This window comes from Streptomyces sp. NPDC101191 (genome assembly GCF_044767915.1).
GTDB lineage: Bacteria > Actinomycetota > Actinomycetes > Streptomycetales > Streptomycetaceae > Streptomyces.
The window spans coordinates 588,045-607,181 of the sequence record NZ_JBIWOU010000001.1; the positions used below are offsets into that span (position 1 = coordinate 588,045).

15 protein-coding genes and 1 riboswitch are annotated in these 19,137 nt (G+C 75.0%); of the genes, 6 read left to right on the forward strand and 9 right to left on the reverse strand.

Annotated elements, in window-relative coordinates:
• Positions 1–126: 126 nt before the first annotated feature.
• From ACIRQF_RS02720 to ACIRQF_RS02740, 5 genes are all read right to left on the reverse strand, one after another.
• Positions 127–741, reverse strand: a complete 615-nt coding sequence (locus ACIRQF_RS02720) for an ATP/GTP-binding protein (RefSeq protein ID WP_376628079.1) — start codon at positions 739–741, stop codon at positions 127–129.
• On the reverse strand, positions 722–1,138 hold the full coding sequence (locus ACIRQF_RS02725) for a DUF742 domain-containing protein (RefSeq protein ID WP_376628081.1): 417 nt from the start codon (positions 1,136–1,138) through the stop codon (positions 722–724). The genes ACIRQF_RS02720 and ACIRQF_RS02725 overlap by 20 nt, the downstream gene beginning before the upstream one ends.
• A gap of 13 nt (positions 1,139–1,151) precedes the next feature.
• A complete protein-coding gene (locus ACIRQF_RS02730; protein ID WP_376628083.1) occupies positions 1,152–1,586 on the reverse strand; it encodes a roadblock/LC7 domain-containing protein in 435 nt (144 codons plus the stop codon).
• Positions 1,583–4,444 (reverse strand): nitrate- and nitrite sensing domain-containing protein, encoded by a 2,862-nt coding sequence (locus tag ACIRQF_RS02735; RefSeq protein WP_404088223.1) that lies wholly within the window; start codon positions 4,442–4,444, stop codon positions 1,583–1,585. Before ACIRQF_RS02735 ends, ACIRQF_RS02730 begins: the two co-directional genes overlap by 4 nt.
• 302 nt (positions 4,445–4,746) lie before the next feature.
• The gene (locus tag ACIRQF_RS02740) at positions 4,747–5,640 is read right to left on the reverse strand and encodes an MHYT domain-containing protein (RefSeq protein WP_376628087.1); all 894 of its coding nucleotides are present in this window, start codon (positions 5,638–5,640) and stop codon (positions 4,747–4,749) included.
• Between the two features lie 205 nt (positions 5,641–5,845).
• Here ACIRQF_RS02740 and ACIRQF_RS02745 point away from each other — a divergent pair, with 205 nt between their 5' ends.
• The 3 genes from ACIRQF_RS02745 to ACIRQF_RS02755 all read left to right on the forward strand — a co-directional run bounded on the left by ACIRQF_RS02745 (position 5,846) and on the right by ACIRQF_RS02755 (position 9,067).
• Positions 5,846–6,448, forward strand: coding sequence for a class I SAM-dependent methyltransferase (locus tag ACIRQF_RS02745; protein WP_404088225.1), 603 nt, complete (start codon positions 5,846–5,848; stop codon positions 6,446–6,448).
• Positions 6,449–6,661: 213 nt separating this feature from the next.
• On the forward strand, positions 6,662–7,564 hold the full coding sequence (locus ACIRQF_RS02750; protein WP_404088227.1) for a hypothetical protein: 903 nt from the start codon (positions 6,662–6,664) through the stop codon (positions 7,562–7,564).
• Between the two features lie 135 nt (positions 7,565–7,699).
• Positions 7,700–9,067: a tannase/feruloyl esterase family alpha/beta hydrolase gene (locus tag ACIRQF_RS02755; RefSeq protein WP_404088228.1), complete on the forward strand. Its 1,368-nt coding sequence runs from the start codon at positions 7,700–7,702 to the stop codon at positions 9,065–9,067.
• A 42-nt stretch (positions 9,068–9,109) separates the two neighbouring features.
• Here ACIRQF_RS02755 and ACIRQF_RS02760 read toward each other — a convergent pair whose 3' ends face one another.
• Positions 9,110–9,667 carry an MOSC domain-containing protein gene (locus ACIRQF_RS02760; RefSeq protein ID WP_404088230.1) on the reverse strand — a complete coding sequence of 186 codons (558 nt, stop codon included), beginning with the start codon at positions 9,665–9,667 and terminating at the stop codon, positions 9,110–9,112.
• 46 nt (positions 9,668–9,713) lie between these two features.
• Entirely contained in the window at positions 9,714–10,841 is a 1,128-nt protein-coding gene (locus tag ACIRQF_RS02765; RefSeq protein WP_404088231.1) for an acyl-CoA desaturase, read from the reverse strand.
• Between the two features lie 276 nt (positions 10,842–11,117).
• Here ACIRQF_RS02765 and ACIRQF_RS02770 point away from each other — a divergent pair, with 276 nt between their 5' ends.
• Entirely contained in the window at positions 11,118–14,087 is a 2,970-nt protein-coding gene (locus tag ACIRQF_RS02770) for an SNF2-related protein (RefSeq protein ID WP_404088232.1), read from the forward strand.
• The gene (locus ACIRQF_RS02775; RefSeq protein WP_404088234.1) at positions 14,084–15,379 is read left to right on the forward strand and encodes an SWF or SNF family helicase; all 1,296 of its coding nucleotides are present in this window, start codon (positions 14,084–14,086) and stop codon (positions 15,377–15,379) included. The genes ACIRQF_RS02770 and ACIRQF_RS02775 overlap by 4 nt, the downstream gene beginning before the upstream one ends.
• 190 nt (positions 15,380–15,569) lie before the next feature.
• Here the strand turns inward: ACIRQF_RS02775 and ACIRQF_RS02780 are convergent, their stop codons facing one another.
• Positions 15,570–16,361 (reverse strand): hypothetical protein, encoded by a 792-nt coding sequence (locus ACIRQF_RS02780; protein WP_404088236.1) that lies wholly within the window; start codon positions 16,359–16,361, stop codon positions 15,570–15,572.
• 122 nt (positions 16,362–16,483) lie between these two features.
• Complete coding sequence (locus tag ACIRQF_RS02785) at positions 16,484–17,338, reverse strand: bifunctional 5,10-methylenetetrahydrofolate dehydrogenase/5,10-methenyltetrahydrofolate cyclohydrolase (protein ID WP_404088238.1); 855 nt, start codon at positions 17,336–17,338, stop codon at positions 16,484–16,486.
• 29 nt (positions 17,339–17,367) lie between these two features.
• Positions 17,368–17,474: riboswitch (ZMP/ZTP riboswitch) on the reverse strand.
• 393 nt (positions 17,475–17,867) lie between these two features.
• Between ACIRQF_RS02785 and ACIRQF_RS02790 the strand changes: the two genes are divergently transcribed.
• On the forward strand, positions 17,868–19,130 hold the full coding sequence (locus tag ACIRQF_RS02790; protein ID WP_404088240.1) for a GAF domain-containing protein: 1,263 nt from the start codon (positions 17,868–17,870) through the stop codon (positions 19,128–19,130).
• The last annotated feature ends 7 nt before the right edge of the window (positions 19,131–19,137 follow it).

Genomic DNA, 19,137 nt, shown 5'->3' on the forward strand with positions numbered 1-19,137 from the left:
TGTGCGGTGCATGCTTCCGATCAGCCTTACGCACTGTCGTGGACAGGGCAAGGACCCGTCACCGCCCGCGCGCCGTTCCCGCCTGCGGGCCGGACTGGTCCGACCCGCGATCCCGTCCGCCCGCCCTCAGCCGACCGAGTCCAGGAGCCGCGCGGTGTGCACGCGTCCCGCGTACTCCACCAGGCGGATGAGGACCTCCTTGCCCGAGTCCCGGTCCCGCGCGTCGCACAGCACCACCGGTGTCCCCCGGTCCAGGTCCAGGGCCTGCGAGACGTCGTGCGCTCCGTAGGTGCGGGCTCCTGCGAAGCAGTTGACGGCCACGACGAACGGGATCTTGCGGTGCTCGAAGTAGTCGACCGCGGGGAAGCAGTCCTCCAGACGCCGGGTGTCGGCGAGGACGACGGCGCCGAGCGCGCCCTGCGACAGCTCGTCCCACAGGAACCAGAAGCGGTCCTGCCCGGGTGTCCCGAAGAGGTAGAGGGAGAGTCCGGAGCGGATGGTGATGCGGCCGAAATCCATGGCCACGGTCGTGGTGGTCTTCTGGTCGACGCCGCCGGTGTCGTCCACGGACTCCCCGGCGCGGCTGAGCTGTTCCTCGGTGCGCAGCGGCCGGATCTCGCTGACGGCGCCCACGAGGGTGGTCTTGCCGACCCCGAATCCGCCAGCGACCAGGATCTTCAGCGCGAGGGCCGTGGTGTCCACGCCGCCCGCCGGGGTGCTCTCAGAGCGCTCGTAGGCCATCGATGACTTCCCTCAGGATCCGTTCGTCTGGGAGTTGTGCGGGCGGTACGGGTCTGCTGACGTTCACGAAGCCGGCTTCGAGGAGGTCGCCCAGCAGGACCCGGACGACCCCGACGGGGAGGTCGGCGTCGGCGGCGAGTTCGGCGACCGACTGGGTCTCGGCGCGGCACAGGGTGAGCAGGGACCGGTGTTCGGGACCGAGGAGCGACTCCTCGGCCGCGCCCGGCGCGTGGTCGTCGACGACGACGAGCGCGATGAGGTCGAACCGCACGTTGCTCGGCCCTGGTTTGGTACGGCCGCCCGTCATCGCGTACGGGCGGACCAGCGGCCCGGCGTCGGCGTCGTACCAGCGACCGCCCGGCACGGTCCGACCGTCGCCGGTGCTGTCTTCGTTCATGGGGTCTCTCCGGTCAACCGGCGGCAGGCGGGGTCGTCGTGAGCCGCGGCGGGGTGTGCAGGTGCTCGCCGACCCGCTTCACCAGGCGGGCCATCTCGTAGGCGATGAGGCCGATGTCGGCGTTGACCCCGCTGAGCACGGCCAGACAGGAGCCGTCCCCGGCGGCGGCGACGAACAGGAAGCCGTCGTCCATCTCGACCATGGTCTGCCGCACGCCGCCGGTGTGGAACTGGCGTCCGGCGCCCTTGGCCAGGCTGTTGAAACCGGAGGCTATGGCCGCCAGATGCTCGGCGTCCTCGCGGCTGAGTCCGCTGGAGGCGCCGACGGCGAGGCCGTCGTTCGACAGGACGACCGTGTGGCGTACCTCGCGGACACGCATCGCGAGGTCGTCGAGGAGCCAGTCGAGTTCGCCGGAGCGCTGGTGGGACACCCTCTCGTGGTCGATCATTCGTCGTCTCCTTCGCTGCGGGGGTCGCTGGGTGCGTGGCCGTAGCCGGTGCCGAGGGTGCGCCGGGGGCCGGGAGGCAGGCCGCCCGGGGTGCCGGTGCCGGACGGCGGACCGGTGAGCGTCGCGCCGTTGGGGCGCGGGCTGCCCGGGGCCGCCCCGCCGCCCCGCTGCCAGCCGTCGCGGTAGGCGGACATCCGGTCCCTGGCCTCCTCCGGGGTGCGCTCGGTGGCGTCGTCGAGAGCGGCCGGTGCGCCGTACGGGGCGGGTCGGGGCGCCTCGCGCAGCTGCGGCACGAGGCTCGCCTGACGGACCCGCCGTGGCAGGTCGCCGCCCGTGTCCTCCCCCGGCGCACCCGGTCCCGCCACCGGAGCAGCCGGTGCGGCGGGCGACTTGGGGGCAGTCGGCGGGGCCGGGGGCAGCGTGCGGGCGCCGCGTTGACGCAGGGCGGTGACACCGGCCGGGGGCCGGGCCGGCTCCGTCGGCGCCGAGAGGGCCGGGATGCGGGGCGGTCGCGGACCGCCGACGGCAGGCTCGTGGCCCGGGCCCGTGACGACCGGTGCCGGGCGCTGGCCGGGCACCGAGGCGGCCCCGGGTGCGGGCCCGGCGGCCGCGCGCACCGCCGGGTCGGCGGCCGGTGCGGAGACGGGGGGAGCGGTGGGTGCGGTGGACCGGCCGGGCGGGAGGGCGCCCTGCAGCAGGTCGTTGGGGAGCAGGACGACGGCGGTGGTGCCGCCGTAGGGCGAGGTGCGCAGATGGACCTTGATCTCGTGCCGCGAGGCGAGCCGGCTGACGACGAACAGGCCGAGCCGGTCGCTGTCGAAGAGGTCCAGCGCCTCGGACTGGGCGATGCGGGCGTTGGCCTCGGCGAGGTTGTCCTTGCCCATGCCCAGCCCGCGGTCCTCGATCTCCAGGGCGTAGCCGTTGCCGACGGGTTCGCCGCTGACGCGCACCTTGGTGTGCGGCGGTGAGAACTGGGCCGCGTTCTCGATGAGTTCGGCGAGGAGGTGCGTGAGGTCGGCGACGCCGCCGCCGACGACGGCGGCGTCGGGGAGCCGGCCGAGCTCCACGCGCGCGTAGTCCTCGATTTCGGAGACGGCGGCGCGGACGACGTTGGTGAGCGGGACGGGCATGCGCCAGGCACGGCCGGGGGCGGCGCCCGAGAGGATGATGAGGCTCTCGGCGTGCCGGCGCATCCGGGTGGTGAGGTGGTCGAGCCGGAAGAGGTCGCTGAGCTCGTTAGGGTCGTCGGCGCGCCGCTCCATGCTGTCGAGCAGGTTGAGCTGACGGTGCACCAGGACCTGGCTCCGACGGGCCAGGTTGACGAAGACGCCGGAGATGCCATGGGCGAGTTCGGCGCGTTCGACGGCTGCCGAGAGCGCGGCCCGGTGGACGGTGGTGAGCGCCTCGCGGACCTGCCCGATCTCGTCCACGGGGGCGGGTCCCGGCCGGGCCTCGGCCTGGACGTCGATCTCCTCGCCGGCCCGCAGGCGGCGCATGGCCGCGGGAAGTTTGCGGCGGGCGATCTCCAGAGCGCCGTTGCGGAGGCTGATGAGCTCGATGACGAGACCGCGACCGATGCGGACGGAGATCACGAGGGAGGCCAGGACGGCGACGAACCCGAAGACGACAGCGGCGCCGCCGGCGCTGAAGGCGCCTCCGCCGAAGGGGTCGTAGCGGTCCGCGGCACGGGCGCGGGCGTCCTTGATGACGCCGGCGATGCCGTCGCTCACGGAGGCGTGGGCGGCGTCCCATTCCTCGGAGGTGACGGCCTGAGCCGCGGGCCTGCCGGGGGCGGCGGCGCGTACCCGTTCCTCGGCGGTCTCCAGCTGCCGGTAGGCCGGCTGGGCCGTGAGGTTGCGCCACGCGGTGCGCTGGGGCGCGGGCAGGTCGGCGGTGGCGGCCTCGGTCAGGGTGCGCCGGGCCTCGACGACGCCGCCGAACTCCCGCAGCCCGTCCGCGTCGAGCTGTCCGGTGAGGTACGCGGAGCCGAGCAGCGCGTCCTCGCGGGCGAGCATCTCGCCCGCGCGGGCGAGTTCGAGCAGGACACGGGCCTCGGCGCCGGCCCCGGTGTCCTCGATCCCGGAAAGCGCGCCGCCGACGGAGAAGCCGGCGGAGATGGCGGCCGTGTACGCGTCGTAGATCTGGTCCCCGTCGGCTCGGCCGTCGACGGCGGCGGTGCGCAGCCGGCCGAGGCCCTCGGCCTTGACGACGAAGTCGGCGACCCGTGCGGACGCGTCGACCGGCAGGTTGCCGCCGTCGCCGACCGTGTGCCGCTGGTCGAGGCGCAGCCGGGCGACGGCGGCGTCGGTGGCCCGCACCAGCTCCTTCAGCTCGGCGGCGCGCCCGCTGCCGGGGGCCGCCGTCTGGCGTACGGCGGCCCGCCGTTCGTCCTGAAGAGCGACGATCGCAAGGACCACGGGCTGCCGTACATCTGTGTCCACGGCCTGCAGGAGCCGGAGCCGGGCGATGTCCTGGGCGGTGGTGACGGTGGCGAATCCCCACAGGGCGAGCAGGGAGACGACCGGGACCATGAGCAGCGAGACGATCTTGGCCCGGACGGTACGGGGGCGCAGCCCCCGGCCCCGGACCAGCGCCGCCGGTTCGGGGGCCGCGTCACGGCGAAAGGAAGGATCGGGAGCAGGCCGGTCGGCAGCGGGCGCACCGGACGCGGGCGGGCCGGACGCGGGCGTGCCGGACGCGGGCGCACCGCTCGCGAGCGTGCCGGACGCAGGCCCGGCGACCCGTTCGCGCGGTGTCGTCTCGTCGGCGGGCGGTCCGGCGTGCGCGCGGCGCCCGCGGGCAGCGGTGGGCGGCTGCGCGGGTGCCTCGGCGTCCGGGGTCCTGCGGGGAGTTCGCATGGCCTCCTCGTTCCTTCGTTCACGGACCTGAGGGGAGCGGGCCTGGTCCGTCGGTGCTGGGCGTAAGGCGGGGTGACGCGTGGTGGGGGGCCGGCGCCGCGGCCGGCGGACGCGGTCCGGGGGCGTGAACGGGGGCCGGGAGGCTGCTGGGGGCCCGGGAGGCTGCTAGGGGCCCGGGGCGCGGGACCAGGGCCCACGACTGGGGGGCCATACGGGGACCGACGCCTGGCCGGAGCCCGACGCCGCCGCCGACGACTCCTCGGCTCCGTTCCTCCCGGCTGGTCGAGGGCGGCCGCGTCGCCCTAGGCGTCCGCCGCTCCGTGCACCGGCCCGGACGGATGGGCGTAGGCCGGTGCGCCGTTCTTCTCCCGTGGTCTGTGGGACGTCGTCTCGGGCCGGAACCCCGGCGGCGCGACGTCCACCGCGCGCTCGTCGGGTTCGCTCAGGCGCACGGCCGAGGCGGAGGCGGCGCGTTCGCTCGCGGTCGGCGAGAGGGCCACGAAGGCGGAGGTGATGAAGAGGTACGAGCCGAGGCCGACGGCGAGCGGGAAGATGAACTGCATGACGGGGACCCCCGGGAGCTCGGCCGCGGAGGGCGTGACCTCGACGCGTACGGCGAACATGCCGGTGTAGTGCATGCTCGTGACCGCTGCGCCCATGACGAGCGAGGCGAGCGCCACGGCGGCGGGCGCGTGGATGTTGAGGGCCGCCCAGAGGGCCGCCGTCGCGGCGACCACGGCGATGACGACGGACAGGGCGACGAGCGCCGGGTCGTAGCTCACCCGCCCGTGCAGTCTCAGGGCCGCCATGCCCATGTAGTGCATGCTCGCCACGCCGACGCCGGTCGACAGGCCGCCGATCAGCAGCGAGCGGACGCGGTCCTGGCCGTATCCGACGACGAACACGCCGACGCCCACCACGGCCATCGCGACCACGAGGCTGAGCAGGATGAGCGGCGCGTCGTAGCGGATGGCGGTGCCGGTGACGCCGAAGCCGAGCATCGCGACGAAGTGCATCGTCCAGATGCCGGTGCCGAGGGCGGAGGCCGCGGTGAGCAGCCAGTTGCGCCGTGACCGGCCGGTCGTGTCGAGGGCGCGTACGGTGCAGCGCAGGCCGAGTGCGGCGCCTGTGCAGGCCATCGCGTACGACAGCACAGGTGTCAGCCAGCCGTAGCTGGCGTGGTCCAGGTGTCCCATGGCCCAGGGACGCTAGTGCGCTCCTGGGGGCGCACCGGGGGCGCATTTCGAAAGCTGTTGGAATATGACGTCGAGATGTTCCTGAACGATCGCGCCGGGCTCGAACGTGCGCGCAGAACGTTCACTCCCCCGAGGGAAACTCGTCGAGGCAGGGCTCCGGGACTCACGCCTGTGAGTGACGCTCAGCTGAGGGATCATGGGGCGCATGAGCGATGACCCCACACGCGTACGGGAGTTCTTCGGCGCCCGCGCCGCGCCCTGGGACTCCCGGTTCCCCGACGACGGCCCCGCCTATGCCGCCGCCGTCGCCGAACTCGGCCTGTGCCCCGGCGACGCCGTCCTGGACGCGGGCTGCGGCACCGGCCGGGCGCTGCCCCCACTGCGCGAGGCGGTGGGGCCGGGTGGCACGGTGATCGGCGCGGACCTCACGCCCGAGATGCTCGCCGAGGCGGCGAAGGCCGGGCGCGCCCGGGACGGCGCACTGGTGCTCGCCGACGTCGCCCGGCTGCCGCTGCGGGACGGCGGGCTGGATGCCGTGTTCGGCGCGGGCCTCGTCTCGCATCTCGCGGATCCCGGCCGTGACCTGCGGGAGCTCGCCCGCGTGACGCGGCCGGGCGGGCTCCTCGCGCTCTTCCATCCGATCGGACGCGCCGCCCTCGCCGCCCGTCACGGGCGGCAGCTCACCGACGGGGACCTGCGGGCCGAGCACAACCTCCGGCCGCTCCTGGCCGGTTCCGGATGGCAGCTGACCGCGTACACGGACGAGGACGACCGCTACCTCGCACTGGCGCTGCGCCGCCCGGAGTGACCACGGGGACGCCGGCCCTTTGGGCCTGATATGCCGGAATCGCCCCGAGGTCGTCCGGGGATCCGGCCCGCCGCGAGGCCGCGAGCTCCGGCCCGCCGTCCGCCCCCCTCCCCCGCGGCCGCCGTCCGCTCGTCGGGATGTTCCCGTGCCGGCTCTCGACGGGCGGGTTACTCACTGGTTAGGGTGCGCCGACGACCAGATGGGGAGGCTGACGTGGGTGAACCGGAACCCGCCGCGACCGGCGCGGAGCACGGCGACGCTGACGACGACGCGCTGTACGTACTGACGGCGGCGCTGCTCACGCCCGCGCACTTCCCGACCGTGCTCGGCGACGACTACCCCGCGGCGTGCGCCGCCCTGCACCTCGAGCCCTATGCGGAGGGGTACGGGCTCGTGCTCGGCCAGGACGGCCGGGGCGCGCGGTGGACGGTGGTCGTCGACGACGTCTCGCTGGTCGCGGTCGCGATCGCCTCCTGGGACTGCGGGATGGAGTACGACCTGTCCCCCGACGAGCGGTCCGTCGTGACCGCACTGCCCGGCTGGCCCCTCGCCGTCGCGACGTCCGCGCCCGGCCTTCCCGCGCCGCACGACCCGGAGCCCGAGGAGGGCGACCCGGCTCCGCTCGCGCCGCCGGACGGCGAGCGGTGGGGGCCGGCCCAGCGGCGCCTGGGCGCGGACATGGTGGCGCTGCAGTGGTCCGACTGGCGCTCCCAGATGGACGAGGGCGGGGACGGTGTCGCCGTGGTCGCCGGTCCGGCCGTGGACGGCGGCCACGACGGCCCCGAGGGCGCCGGGAGCGCGGCCCCCGAAGGCGACGGCGCCGCCGGGAACGCCACGGGCCACGCCCCGCATACCGGAGTCCGCCGCGCGCTCGACGAGCTGAGCCGGTATCTGGAGCAGGCACCGCCGGTCGGGCGGGTGCGGTCGAGCTTCGCCGGGGGCGAGGCACGGATGCTGCGCGCGGACGGCCCCGGCTGGTCGCTGGTCGCGCGGACCGACGACATGGCCTTCCTGCTGCTGGACGACGAGCCGCACGAGGTCCTTCCGGTGACCCGGGGGCCCAGGCTGCCCGCGCTCCTGGAGGCGCTGGACGCGATGGCGGTCCGGCCGAGCTGAGCGCGTCCCACACGACGAGGTCATGCGAGGTGTGGCGCGGGCCCATGGCCCGGTGATCGGGGCGCCCGCAGGATGTGGCGGCGCGCCCCTCGGCGGGGCGCCCCCATCCGCACCGTCGTCCCATCGGAGGCCGCCATGCGCCTGTCCCGAGGCGTTCCCCTGCTCGCCGCGCTCCTGACGGGTCTCACCGTCCTCGGCCCCGCCGCACCCGCCGGCGCACACCCACCCGGTCACTGCGCCCGCCAGGACCGGCTCGACGTGCCGGGCGCCGAGCACCAGGAGTCCGCCTGTCTGCCCGATCTGACGACGGCGGGGCTGGCCGGCACCCCGTACACCGACCTGGCCGACCAGGCCGGCCTCTCCGCGAAGGGCACGGTCAACCCCTCGGGCGTGCCGGGAATCCAGATCGACGGCTACTTCCCGGACGACTCACGGCTGAACGCCACCCACGGCTGGGCCCACGACGCCCAGTTCGTCGTCCGACTGCCCGACCACTGGAACGGCGGCCTGGTCGTGACCGGCGCGCCCGGCACCCGACGCCAGTACTCCACGGACACGCTGATCTCCGACCAGGTGCTCGCCCAGGGTTTCGCGTACGCGGCCACCGACAAGGGCAACACGGGACCGGACTTCTTCACGGACGGACGGGGACCCGGCGACGCCGTCGCCGAGTGGAACCGGCGGGTCACCGAGCTCACGAGGGCCGCGAAGAAGGCCGTGCGGCAGCGGTACGGGACCGGCCCGCGGCGCACGTACATGACGGGCATCTCCAACGCCGGGTATCTCACCCGCTGGCAGCTGGAGAACCGGCCCGAGCTGTACGACGGCGGCGTGGACTGGGAGGGCGTGCTGTGGACCACCCGCGGCCCCAACCTGCTCACCAGCCTGCCCGTCACGGTCGCCCGCCACTTCGGGTCGGCCACCGACGAGGACCTCGTCGGGGCGGGCTTCGCGCCGGGCTCGCGCTTCTTGTGGCCGTACCACGAGAAGGCCTACTGGGGGCTGACGCAGAAGATCTTCCGGGCCGAGTTCGACCCCTCGTACGACCCCGCCTGCCCGGGCACGACGGCCGGTTCGACGGTCGAGCAGATCCTCGCGCCGTGCGCCTCGGACGCCTCGTACGCCTACGCGACGCGCCCCGCTTCCGTACGGAAGGCGGTGGCGAAGGTCGCACTCACCGGCCGGATCGGGAAGCCGCTGATCACCCTGCACGGCGATCTGGACACGCTGCTGCCGATAGCGACCGACTCGGACGTGTACGCACGGATGATCGACACCGGGGGGCGGGGCGCCCTGCACCGCTACTACACGGTCCAGGACGGGACGCACACCGACGGTCTGTACGACACCTACCCGGAGAGGCTGCGGCCGATCCTGCCCTGCTACCGCTCGGCGTTCACCGCGCTGACCCGGTGGGTGGAGGCGGACGTGACGCCGCCCGCCGACCGGCTGATCGCGCGGCCCGCGGGCGGTGACCTGGTCAACTCCTGCGCGCTGGGCTGAGGCGCGCGGTCGGACCGCCGCCGTTGCCCGGACCGGAGGTGATCAGACCATTTCCAGTGGGCGGTGCGGCTCCGCCGGCAGTTCGACCCGGATCGGGTCGCCCGGCCGCACCTCCCCGCCGGCCAGCACGACGGACATGATCCCGGCCTTGCGGACGACCTGCCCGTTCTCGTCGCGGCCGAGGACCTGCTTGAGCAGCCCGTGGCAGAAGGCGTCGATCTGCGCACACGGGTTGCGCAGCCCGGTGACCTCCACGACGGCCTCGGCACCGAGGTGCAGCCGGGTGCCGGTCGGCAGGCCGAGCAGGTCGATGCCGCGGGTCGTGACGTTCTCGCCGAGGTCGCCCGGGGAGACCTCGAAGCCGGCTCCGGCCACGTCGTCGAAGAGCTCCGCGTGGATCAGGTGGACCTGGCGCAGATTGGGCACGGTCGGGTCCTTGGCCACCCGGGAACGGTGCTTGACGGTCACCCCCGCGTGCACGTCACCCTCCACACCCAGGCCGGCGAGGAGCGTGATGCTCTCCCGGTTGGGCTTGGTGAACGAATAGACGCCGTTGCTGCTGACCGTCGTGACGGTGCCTTCGGCCGTGTCCGCGCTCATGAGATGCAGTCCCCCTGGTCCGTGCGGTGATGTCGCGGCCCCGACCCTACGCGAGGCCCTCCAGCCGCAGTGGGGCACCCACCTCGTGGAGGTGGCCGAGCGCCTGGCGGTAGGAGTCGACGAAGCCGGTCTCGGTGTACGGGATGCCGAGCGCCGCGCAGTGCGCACGCACCGCGGGCTGGGCGAGGCGCAGATGGGGGCGCGGCATGCTGGGGAAGAGGTGGTGCTCGACCTGGTAGTTGAGGCCACCGAGGAACCAGTCGGTCACGGCGCCGCCCCGGATGTTGCGGGAGGTGAGGACCTGGCGGCGGAGGTGGCCCCAGGAGTCGCCGTCCGGGTGGGCGTCGGGCATCTCCATGCCCTTGTGGTTGGGGGCGAAGGCCATGCCCAGGTGGACGCCGAGCAGCATCTGGTGGAGCAGCGCGAAGACGAGGGCCTGGAGCGGGGTCAGCAGCGTGAGCAGCAGGGTCGCGTAGCCGGCCAGGTGCGCGAGGAGCAGGGCGCCCTCCACGAGGCGTTCGCCCCGGGTGCGGTAGGGGCCGGTCCGGGAGACCAGGGCCTGGATGCCGTACACCTTGAGCGCGATGCCCTCCAGGGTGGTCAACGGGAAGAAGAGCCAGGCCTGGTGGCGGGTGAGCCAGCGGCGCAGTCCGGTGCGGTCGGTGGTCTGGTGGGCGGCGAAGACGAGGACGTCGGCGGCGACGTCCGGGTCCTTCTCGAGGTGGTTGGGGTTGGCGTGGTGGCGGTTGTGCTTGTCGTTCCACCATTCCCGGCTCATCCCCAGGAGCAGGTTGGCGTGGACGAGCTGGATGATCCGGCCGAGCCTGCGGTGGTCGGTGATCTGGGAATGGCCGGCGTCGTGGCCCACGAAGGCGGCGCGTGCGGAGAACAGGGCGAGCGGGAGGGCGAGCGGCAGGGCCCACCAGGAGGGGCCGATGAACGCGAGGCCGGCGAACACGGCGGCGAGACCGAGGAGGTTGGCCACGATGCCGCGGGCGTACCAGCCGGGGCGGCGTTCGAGGAGGCCCTGCTCCTTGACGGTGCGCAGGAGCGGGGCGAACTCGCTGCCGCCGCCCTTCCCCCGGGTGTTCCCGCCCGGGCGTCGGGCGGGACCGGGGCGACCGCCCGGGTCTGCGGCGGGAGGCGCGGTGAGCGTCGCGGTGGCCTGGGGCATGGCGGTCTCCGGGGTCCGTGGAAGTGTCCGTGGAAGAGGCCGTCGCGCGTGCCGCGCCGGCTCCATGAAACGTACGGATCGGTGATCGTCCGGGGCCATGGCGTCACCACCCGGACCGCTTCGGGGGGCGCCCCAGGGGCGGTGGTGGGGCCTTCCCCACCCCTCTGCGCACCCACTGACGACGCGTGACGTGGATCACGTCTCCAAGGCACGCGTGACGGGTCGGGTTCCTGTACCCTCGGCCGCTCGGCCTAGTAGTCAAATTTGAGGAATGCGTTGTCGCAGTCGCCCTCGTCCTCCTTCCGCCCCGATGAACTCGCCCGCCGCTCCACCCTCTTCCTGCCCGCCGATCCGCCCCGCGCGGGGCGGATCGCCTTCTGGTCTCCCGACGCCCCTCTCGACACACCGCCCGCCGCCGACGAGACGCCCGCAGCGCTGACGGTCGTCGACGACGACGTCCGGACCGTCACCGTCCCCGCGCTCCTGCTGTCCGTACGGGACGCCCTGCCCGTCCTCGCGCGGGCCCGGTTCGCCGGGGACGCCACGCCCTCGGCGGCCTTCTGGGGCGCGGCCTCGCTGTTCGCGCTCGACCTGGTCGCCCGGGGCCTGCTGCTGCCGGGTCTCACCGCGGACGATCTCGACGCCTGGCGGGTCGGGCCGCTCGGCCCGGAGGAACTGTCCGCGCTGCGCGACCTCGCCGCCTCCATGCCGCCGTCCGCCCACGCCGTACCGCTGCCGGAACCGGCCGAGGACGGCGGCCCGCTGCTGCCCGAACCCGAGCTCCTGCTCAGGGCGTTCGCCGACGCCGTGGCCGACACCCTGCCACGCACTCCGGCCGCCCCGCTGGCCGCCGGCGGGCCCGCCTTCGCGGCCGACGAGCACCACGCCCCGCAGGCCCTCCCGCACCAACGTGCCTGGGCGGCGGACGTGGCGGCGGGCCACGACGCCGGGGTACGGCTGTCGCTGCGCGTCGAGCTGATGGCGGACGGGGCGGCCGGCGTGACGGAGGAGACCCACGGGGCCACCGCCTACGAGGTGGCCGGCGAGTACGACGACGCCTCCGCCCCCGCCTTCCGCGTGGTCCTGCAGATGCACGGCGCCGCCGACCCGGCCCTCGTCGCGGACGCCGCCGAGGTGTGGGCGGGTACGACTCCGGCCGGGGCCGCCTTCGGCGCGCGGGCCCGGATGGACGCACTGCTCGCGCTGCGCCGGGCGGCGCGTGCGTGGCCGCCGCTGTCCCCGTTGCTCACGGCCGCCGTGCCGGACGCCGTCGACCTCGCCGACGAGGAGATCGCCGAACTCCTCGGCCCGGCCGCCCGAGCGCTCGCCGCCTGTGGCGTCCGCGTGCACTGGCCGCGCGAACTCGCGCACCGCCTCACCGCCCGCGCGGTGATCGGCCCGCCCGACCGGGACGGCGCCGGGGCCGGATCCCGCGACCGGGGCGACGCCCTGCCGTCCTTCCTGTCCGCCGACGCCCTGCTCGCCTTCAACTGGCGTTTCGCGATCGGCGACGAGGAGCTCAGCCGCGCCGAGCTCGACCGGCTCGCCGAGGCGGGGCGCCCGCTCGTGCGGCTGCGCGACCAGTGGGTGCTCGTCGACCCGGACGAGGTGCGCCGCGCCCGCGAGCAACAGGATCGCAAACTCACCGCGGTCGACGCGCTGGGCGCCGTCCTCACCGGCAGCACCGAGATCGACGGGCGCCCGGTCGAGGTCCATGCGACCGGCTGGATGGAGCGGCTGCGGGCACGGCTCGCCGACCCCGAGGGCGGCGAACAGGAGATCGCCCAGCCCGCCGCCCTGGCCGCGACACTGCGCGACTACCAGCTGCGCGGCCTCGGCTGGCTGCACCGGATGACCTCGCTCGGGCTCGGCGGCTGTCTCGCCGACGACATGGGCCTGGGCAAGACGATCACCCTGATCTCGCTCCACCTCCACCGGCGGAGCGACCCCGCGACGGCCGGGCCGACCCTCGTGGTCTGCCCCACCTCCCTGATGGGCAACTGGCAGCGGGAGATCGAGAGGTTCGCGCCGGGCACACCCGTGCGGCGCTTCCACGGCGCGTCACGCACTCTGGAGCGACTGACGGCGGGCGCCGGCACCGACGGCGACCTCGCCGACAGCGGCTTCGTCCTCACCACGTACGGCACGATGCGGCTGGACGCCGCCCGTCTCGCCGAGGTGCCCTGGGGGCTGGTCGTCGCGGACGAGGCACAGCACGTCAAGAACCCGTACTCGGCGACCGCGCGCGCCCTGCGCACCATCGGCTCGAAGGCGCGGGTGGCGCTCTCGGGCACGCCGGTCGAGAACAACCTGTCCGAGCTGTGGGCGATCCTCGACTGGACGACCCCGGGCCTGCTCGGCGGACTCGGCGCGTTCCGTACGCGATACGCCTCCGCCGTCGAGGGCGGCGCCGACCCGGGCGCGGCGGCGCGACTCGCCGCGCTCGTACGGCCGTTCCTGCTGCGGCGGCGCAAGTCCGATCCGGGCATCGCGCCCGAGCTGCCGCCCAAGACCGAGACCGACCACGCCGTCGCGCTCACGAAGGAGCAGACGGGGCTCTACGAGGCGGTGGTGCGCGAGACACTGGCCGCGATCGCCGAGGCCGACGGGATGGAACGGCGCGGCCTGGTGGTCAAGCTGCTCACGGGGCTCAAGCAGATCTGCAACCACCCCGCGCAGTACCTGAAGGAGGACCGACCGCAGATCAGCGGCCGCTCGGGCAAGCTGGAGCTGCTCGACGAGCTCCTCGACACGATCCTCGCGGAGGGCGCGAGCGTGCTCGTCTTCACGCAGTACGTGGGGATGGCCCGGCTGTTGGAGGAACATCTGGCGGCGCGCGGCGTGCCGACCCAGTTCCTGCACGGCGGCACGCCGGTCGCCGCACGCGAGGCCATGGTCGCCCGCTTCCAGGACGGCGAGGTCCCGGTCTTCCTGCTGTCCCTCAAGGCGGCGGGCACCGGCCTCAACCTCACGCGCGCCGGTCATGTCGTGCACTACGACCGCTGGTGGAACCCGGCCGTCGAGGCACAGGCCACCGACCGGGCGTACCGGATCGGGCAGACGCAGCCGGTGCAGGTCCACCGGCTGGTCGCCGAGGGCACGATCGAGGACCGGATCGCGGACATGCTGGAGCGCAAGCGGGCGCTCGCGGACTCGGTACTCGGCTCGGGCGAGGCGGCCCTCACGGAGCTGACCGACAGCGAGCTTGCCGAACTGGTGCGCCTGCGTGGGGAGGACGGACGATGAGCGGAAACGGCAACGGAAACGGGAACGCCGAGGAGCGGACCTTCGCGGCGCTGCCGCCGGTACAGGGCGGTGCCTTCGCCCGCACCTGGTGGGGCCAGGCGTGGCTGAAGGCTCTGGAGGACACGGCCCTCGACGGCCGGCAGCTGAAGGCGGGGCGGCGACACGCGCGGGCCGGGGCGGTCGGCGCGGTGTCGGTGCGGCCGGGCCGGATCACCGCCGTGGTGCAGGACCGGGACGGCACGGCCCACCGCAGCGACGTGCTGCTCCAGGAGCTGTCCGAGGAGGAGTGGGACCGGCTCGTCGACCTCGCGGCCGACAGCGCCGGACACATCGCGGCCCTCCTCGACCGGGAGATGCCGCCCCACCTCGTCGAGGACGCGTCGGCGGCCGGGATCGAACTGCTGCCGGGCATCGGCGATCTGGAGCCGCAGTGCGGTTGCGAGGCCTGGGACCACTGCCCCCACACGGCGGCCCTGTGCTACCAGATGGCGCGGCTGCTCGACCAGGACCCGTTCGTACTCCTGCTGATGCGGGGGCGCGGGGAGCGGGCGGTCGTCGAGGCGCTGCAGGAGCGCAGCGCGGCGCGTGCGGCGGGCGTCGAGGAGACGCACGGCGCGCCGCACCCCGGCGACGCCGCGCGGGCCGGTTCGGGCGTGTCCGCCGCGGAGGCCTTCGCGGCACGTGACATCCTGCCGCCGCTGCCCGCCCCGCCGGCCGCGCCCGCGGCTCCGGGCGAGCCGCCGTCCCTCGACACGGACACCGACCCGGAACCGGGAATCGACCCGACGGCCCTGGAGTTCCTCGCCGCGGACGCCGCGGCCCGGGCACACCGCCTGCTCTCCGGCGCGGCCACGCCCGGCGAACCGCCGCTGACGGCTGCTCAGGACGCGGTACGACTCGCCGCCGGCGCCCCCGCCTCGTGGATCACGAGCCGCCTCGCCGAGGGCTCCGGGCGCACGCGTGCGGGCCTCGACCTCGCCGTACGCGCCTGGCGGTTCGGCGGTCCGGCCGCCCTGGCGGTCCTGGAGCAGGAGTGGACCCCGAGCCCCGAGGCCCTCCGGCGCGCCGAGGCCCGTCTGGCGGAGTCCTGGGAGGAGGACGAGCGCCCCGCCCTCCACCGGAGCCGCGCAACCCACTGGACGGTGGTCGGCTCGGACACCCAGCTCCGCCTGGGCGAGGACGGCCGGTGGTGGCCCTACCGCAGGGAGCACGACCGCTGGGCCCCGGCGGGCCCGGCGGAACACGACCCGGCGGCGGCACTGGCGGCCGGGGCGGTGCGGGTGGCGCCGTAGGCGAGGGCGGGACGGGAGGGGCGGGGCACTTCCTCGGGAGGGCGGGGTCGGCCACTTCCTCGGGGGGGCGGGGTCGGGCACCCCCTCGGGGGCGGGCGGCCCGGCCGGCATCACTGCAGGCGCGAGGTCAGCTTCCGGCCCGTGCCGGCGTCACTGCAGGCGCGAGGTCAGCTTCCGGCCCGTGCCGACGTCACTGCAGGCGCGACGTCAGCTTCCGGCCCGTGCCGGACGGGACGGCCAGGCTGCAGGCGACCGTGTCCGTGCCGAGGAGATAGCTGGTGCGGTAAGGATACTGGACGAAGGTCGTCCAGCGGGTGCCGAGCGGCTGGTCGGCGGCCTTGACCCGCAGCGGCCCCCGGCAGAGGGCGGCCGCCGCGTCCCGGACGGCACGGTCGTCGGCGAAACGGCCGGAGAGGCGGAGCCGGGCGACGAGTTCGGCGTCGTGCGGCGTGTCGCAGCGACGGCGGACGACGGTGCCGAGCGCGTCGCGGTCGATGTCGAAGCAGGCGCCGACACGCAGTCCGTCGTACGGCGTCGGGGCGGGCGTCGCCGCGCCGCGCCGGGTGGCGGTCGGCCGGGGGCGTACGGTGCCGGAGGGCTCGGCGGAGGCGGTGGGCGAGCCCGGGGCCGGCGTGCCCGTGGGGTCCGGATCCGTACCGGGTGGCGCGGTGCGGCGGGCCGTGCGGGTGGGCAGCGGAGAGGGGCTCTCGCCCTGGGCGGAGGGCTGCTGCCCCGGCCCGCCGGAGGACTCCGCGTCAGCGGCGTCGCCGTCCGACGCGTCCGGCGTGTCGGACCCGGTCACGGCCGGTACGGACGGCGCGCCGCGCACGTCGCCGTCGCCCGGACCGCCACCGCCGTGTGCGGTGACGGCGACGGACAGGGCGAGGATCGCGGCGAGTGCGGCGACCGGCAGGACGACGACGCCCGGCCGTCTCGGTGGCCGGGCGTCGCGGGACGGGGTTTCCGTCGACGGGCGGAGCATGGGATTCAGGGTCGCCCGCCTGCGCGCGTGTGGCGAGCGATACCGGTGAGTTGGTCGCCGCTCGTACAGAACCGTGACAATCCCGCTGCTCGCACGAGACCCGGAGCCCGCCGCACGTGTGCCTACAGGCCCAGCTGGCGCTCGGCCGCCTCGACGGTCTGTGCGAGCAGCACGGCGATGGTCATCGGGCCGACGCCGCCGGGGACGGGCGTGATGAGGGAGGCACGCTCGGCGGCGCTGTCGAAGTCGACGTCGCCGACGTTGCCCGGGTTGTAGCCGGCGTCGATGACGACCGCGCCGGGCTTGATGTCCTCGCCCTTGATGAACTGCGGCTTGCCGACGGCGGCGACCAGGATGTCGGCCTCACGGATCGCGGCGGAGAGGTCGGTGGTGCGGGAGTGGCAGTAGGTGACGGTGGCGTCGCGACCGAGGAGCAGCAGGCCGGCCGGCTTGCCGAGGATGGCGCTGCGTCCGACGACCACGGCGCGCTTGCCGCTGAGCTCGACGTCGTACGCGTCGAGCAGCCGCATGATGCCGCCGGGGGTACAGGACTCGAAGCCGGGGAGGCCGAAGCCCATGGCGGCGAACGAGGCCATGGTGACGCCGTCGACGTCCTTCTCCGGTGCGATGGCCTCGAAGGCGGCGCGCTCGTCGATGTGCGGGCCGACCGGGTGCTGGAGCAGGATGCCGTGGACCTCGGGGTCCGCGGACAGGGCGCTGATCGCGGCGACGAGCTCCTCGGTCGTCGTCTCGGCCGGCAGTTCGACGTGCTGGGAGCGGATTCCGGCCTTCGCGCAGCGGTTCTGCTTCATCTTGACGTACGTGACGGAGGCCGGGTCGGCGCCGACGAGGACGGTCGCGAGGCAGGGGGTGACGCCGGTGCGGCGGGTGATCTCGGCGGCGCGTACGGCGGTCTCCTCGACCGTGCGGCGGGCGAGCGCGGTGCCGTCCATGAGGCGTGCGGTGCTGGTGGACATGGGCCACTCCTGGGCGTCGTCGAGGAACGGTGGTTCGCCCAGGCGCACGGCTGCGACACGTTCACGCGGGAGCCGCGCGTCCGCCGGGCCGCTCCCCGGTGGTGATCCACCTCAAGCGCCAGTCACGGCCCGGGCACCACTGTACGTGACCGGGTCCGGCCGGTACCGGTCAGGGCGCGTGCGCGGGCCTGTCCGGCGGCTTGTCGACGGGCCGCGGGGGCACGACGATGACGCCCATGTGACGAACGACCTCGCCGGGGAGGCCGAGTTGAGCGACGGATGGGCGGCAGGCACGGAAGCCGCCGGGACGGCGGGAGCCGCCGGAGCGGCCGGAGCGACGGGCGACACCGGGAAAGCGGGAGGAGCCGGGGCGGAAGCCGGTACGACACGGACCGGAACGGGAGAGGCCAGGGCGAGAACCGGTACGACACGGACCGGAGCGCAAGAGGCCGGGGCGACGGGCGACACCGGGAATCCCGGAGATGTCAGGGCAAAAACCGGTACACGGACCGGAACGGGGCGGGCCGCTGTGCGGTCGGCGCACGAGGCGTTCCCGGTGGGTCGAGGCCGGGCCGGAACGGCCGCGCGGCCGGCGCAGGCGCCCGTCCGGCCGCTGGTCGCCGAGTCGTGGCGGCGCTCCGAGAGGGCGCGGGTGAGCCCGGACGGCGCGGCGCGGGTCGAGCTGGACGAGGAGGAGCTGGCCGGGCACCGGGAGGGCCATCCGCTGGCAGCGGTGATGCCGCTGATCCGCGAGCTGGTGGGGGCGTACGCGCGGGACGGCGAGCACCTGCTCGCCGTGTGCGACGCGGCCGGGCGGATGCTGTGGGTGGAAGGGCATCCGGGCACGCTGCGGAAGGCGCGCGGGATGAACTTCGTCGCGGGGGCGCGCTGGTCCGAGACGGCGGCCGGGACGAACGCGCCGGGGACCGCCCTCGCCGTCGGCCGGCCGGTGCAGGTGTGTGCGGCGGAGCACTTCCGACGGCCGGTGCGGGAGTGGACCTGCGCGGCGGCGCCGGTGCACGACCCGCACAGCGGTCGCCTGCTCGGGGCGGTGGACATCACCGGCGGGGACGGGCTCGCCCACCCGCACAGCCTGGCGTTCGTGCAGGCGGTGGCGCGGGCCGCCGAGTCGCAGCTCGCCCTCATCTCCCCCGCCCCGCCCGCCACCGGCCGGCCGCGGCTCACGGCACTCGGCAGGGACGAGGCGCTGCTGCACCTCGCGGGACGGCGGCTGCGGCTGAGCCGTCGGCACAGCGAGATCCTGGTGGTCCTGGCGCACCGGCCGGAGGGGATCGGCGGCGACGAGCTCCTCACCCTGCTCTACGAGGACGAGTCGGTGACCCCGGTGACGCTGCGGGCGGAACTGTCCCGGCTGCGCGGCATCCTCGGCGCGGAGCTGCTGGCCTCGCGCCCCTACCGGCTGACGGAGGACGTGGACGCGGACTTCGCGACCGTGGACCGGCGCTTGGCCTCCGGGGCGCTGGCGACGGCGCTCGCCGGCTACGCGGGCCCCCTGCTGCCCGGTTCGCGGGCACCGGGGGTGGTGCGGCTGCGCGAGCGGCTCGCCGGGCGGCTGCGGGCGGCCCTGGTGGACCGGGGGGACCCGGGGCTGCTCGCGGACTGGGCGTACAGCGCGTGGGGCGAGGACGACCTGCCGGTGTGGCGGGCGCTGGCCATGGCGGTGCCGGCGGACCGGGCCGCGGTCGCGCGGGCCGGGCTGGCCGCTCTCGACGCCGAACTGACCTCGGGTGCAACGGGGTTGCAACGTCGGGCGGCGCACACTCGCCGCTGAGCGCCGG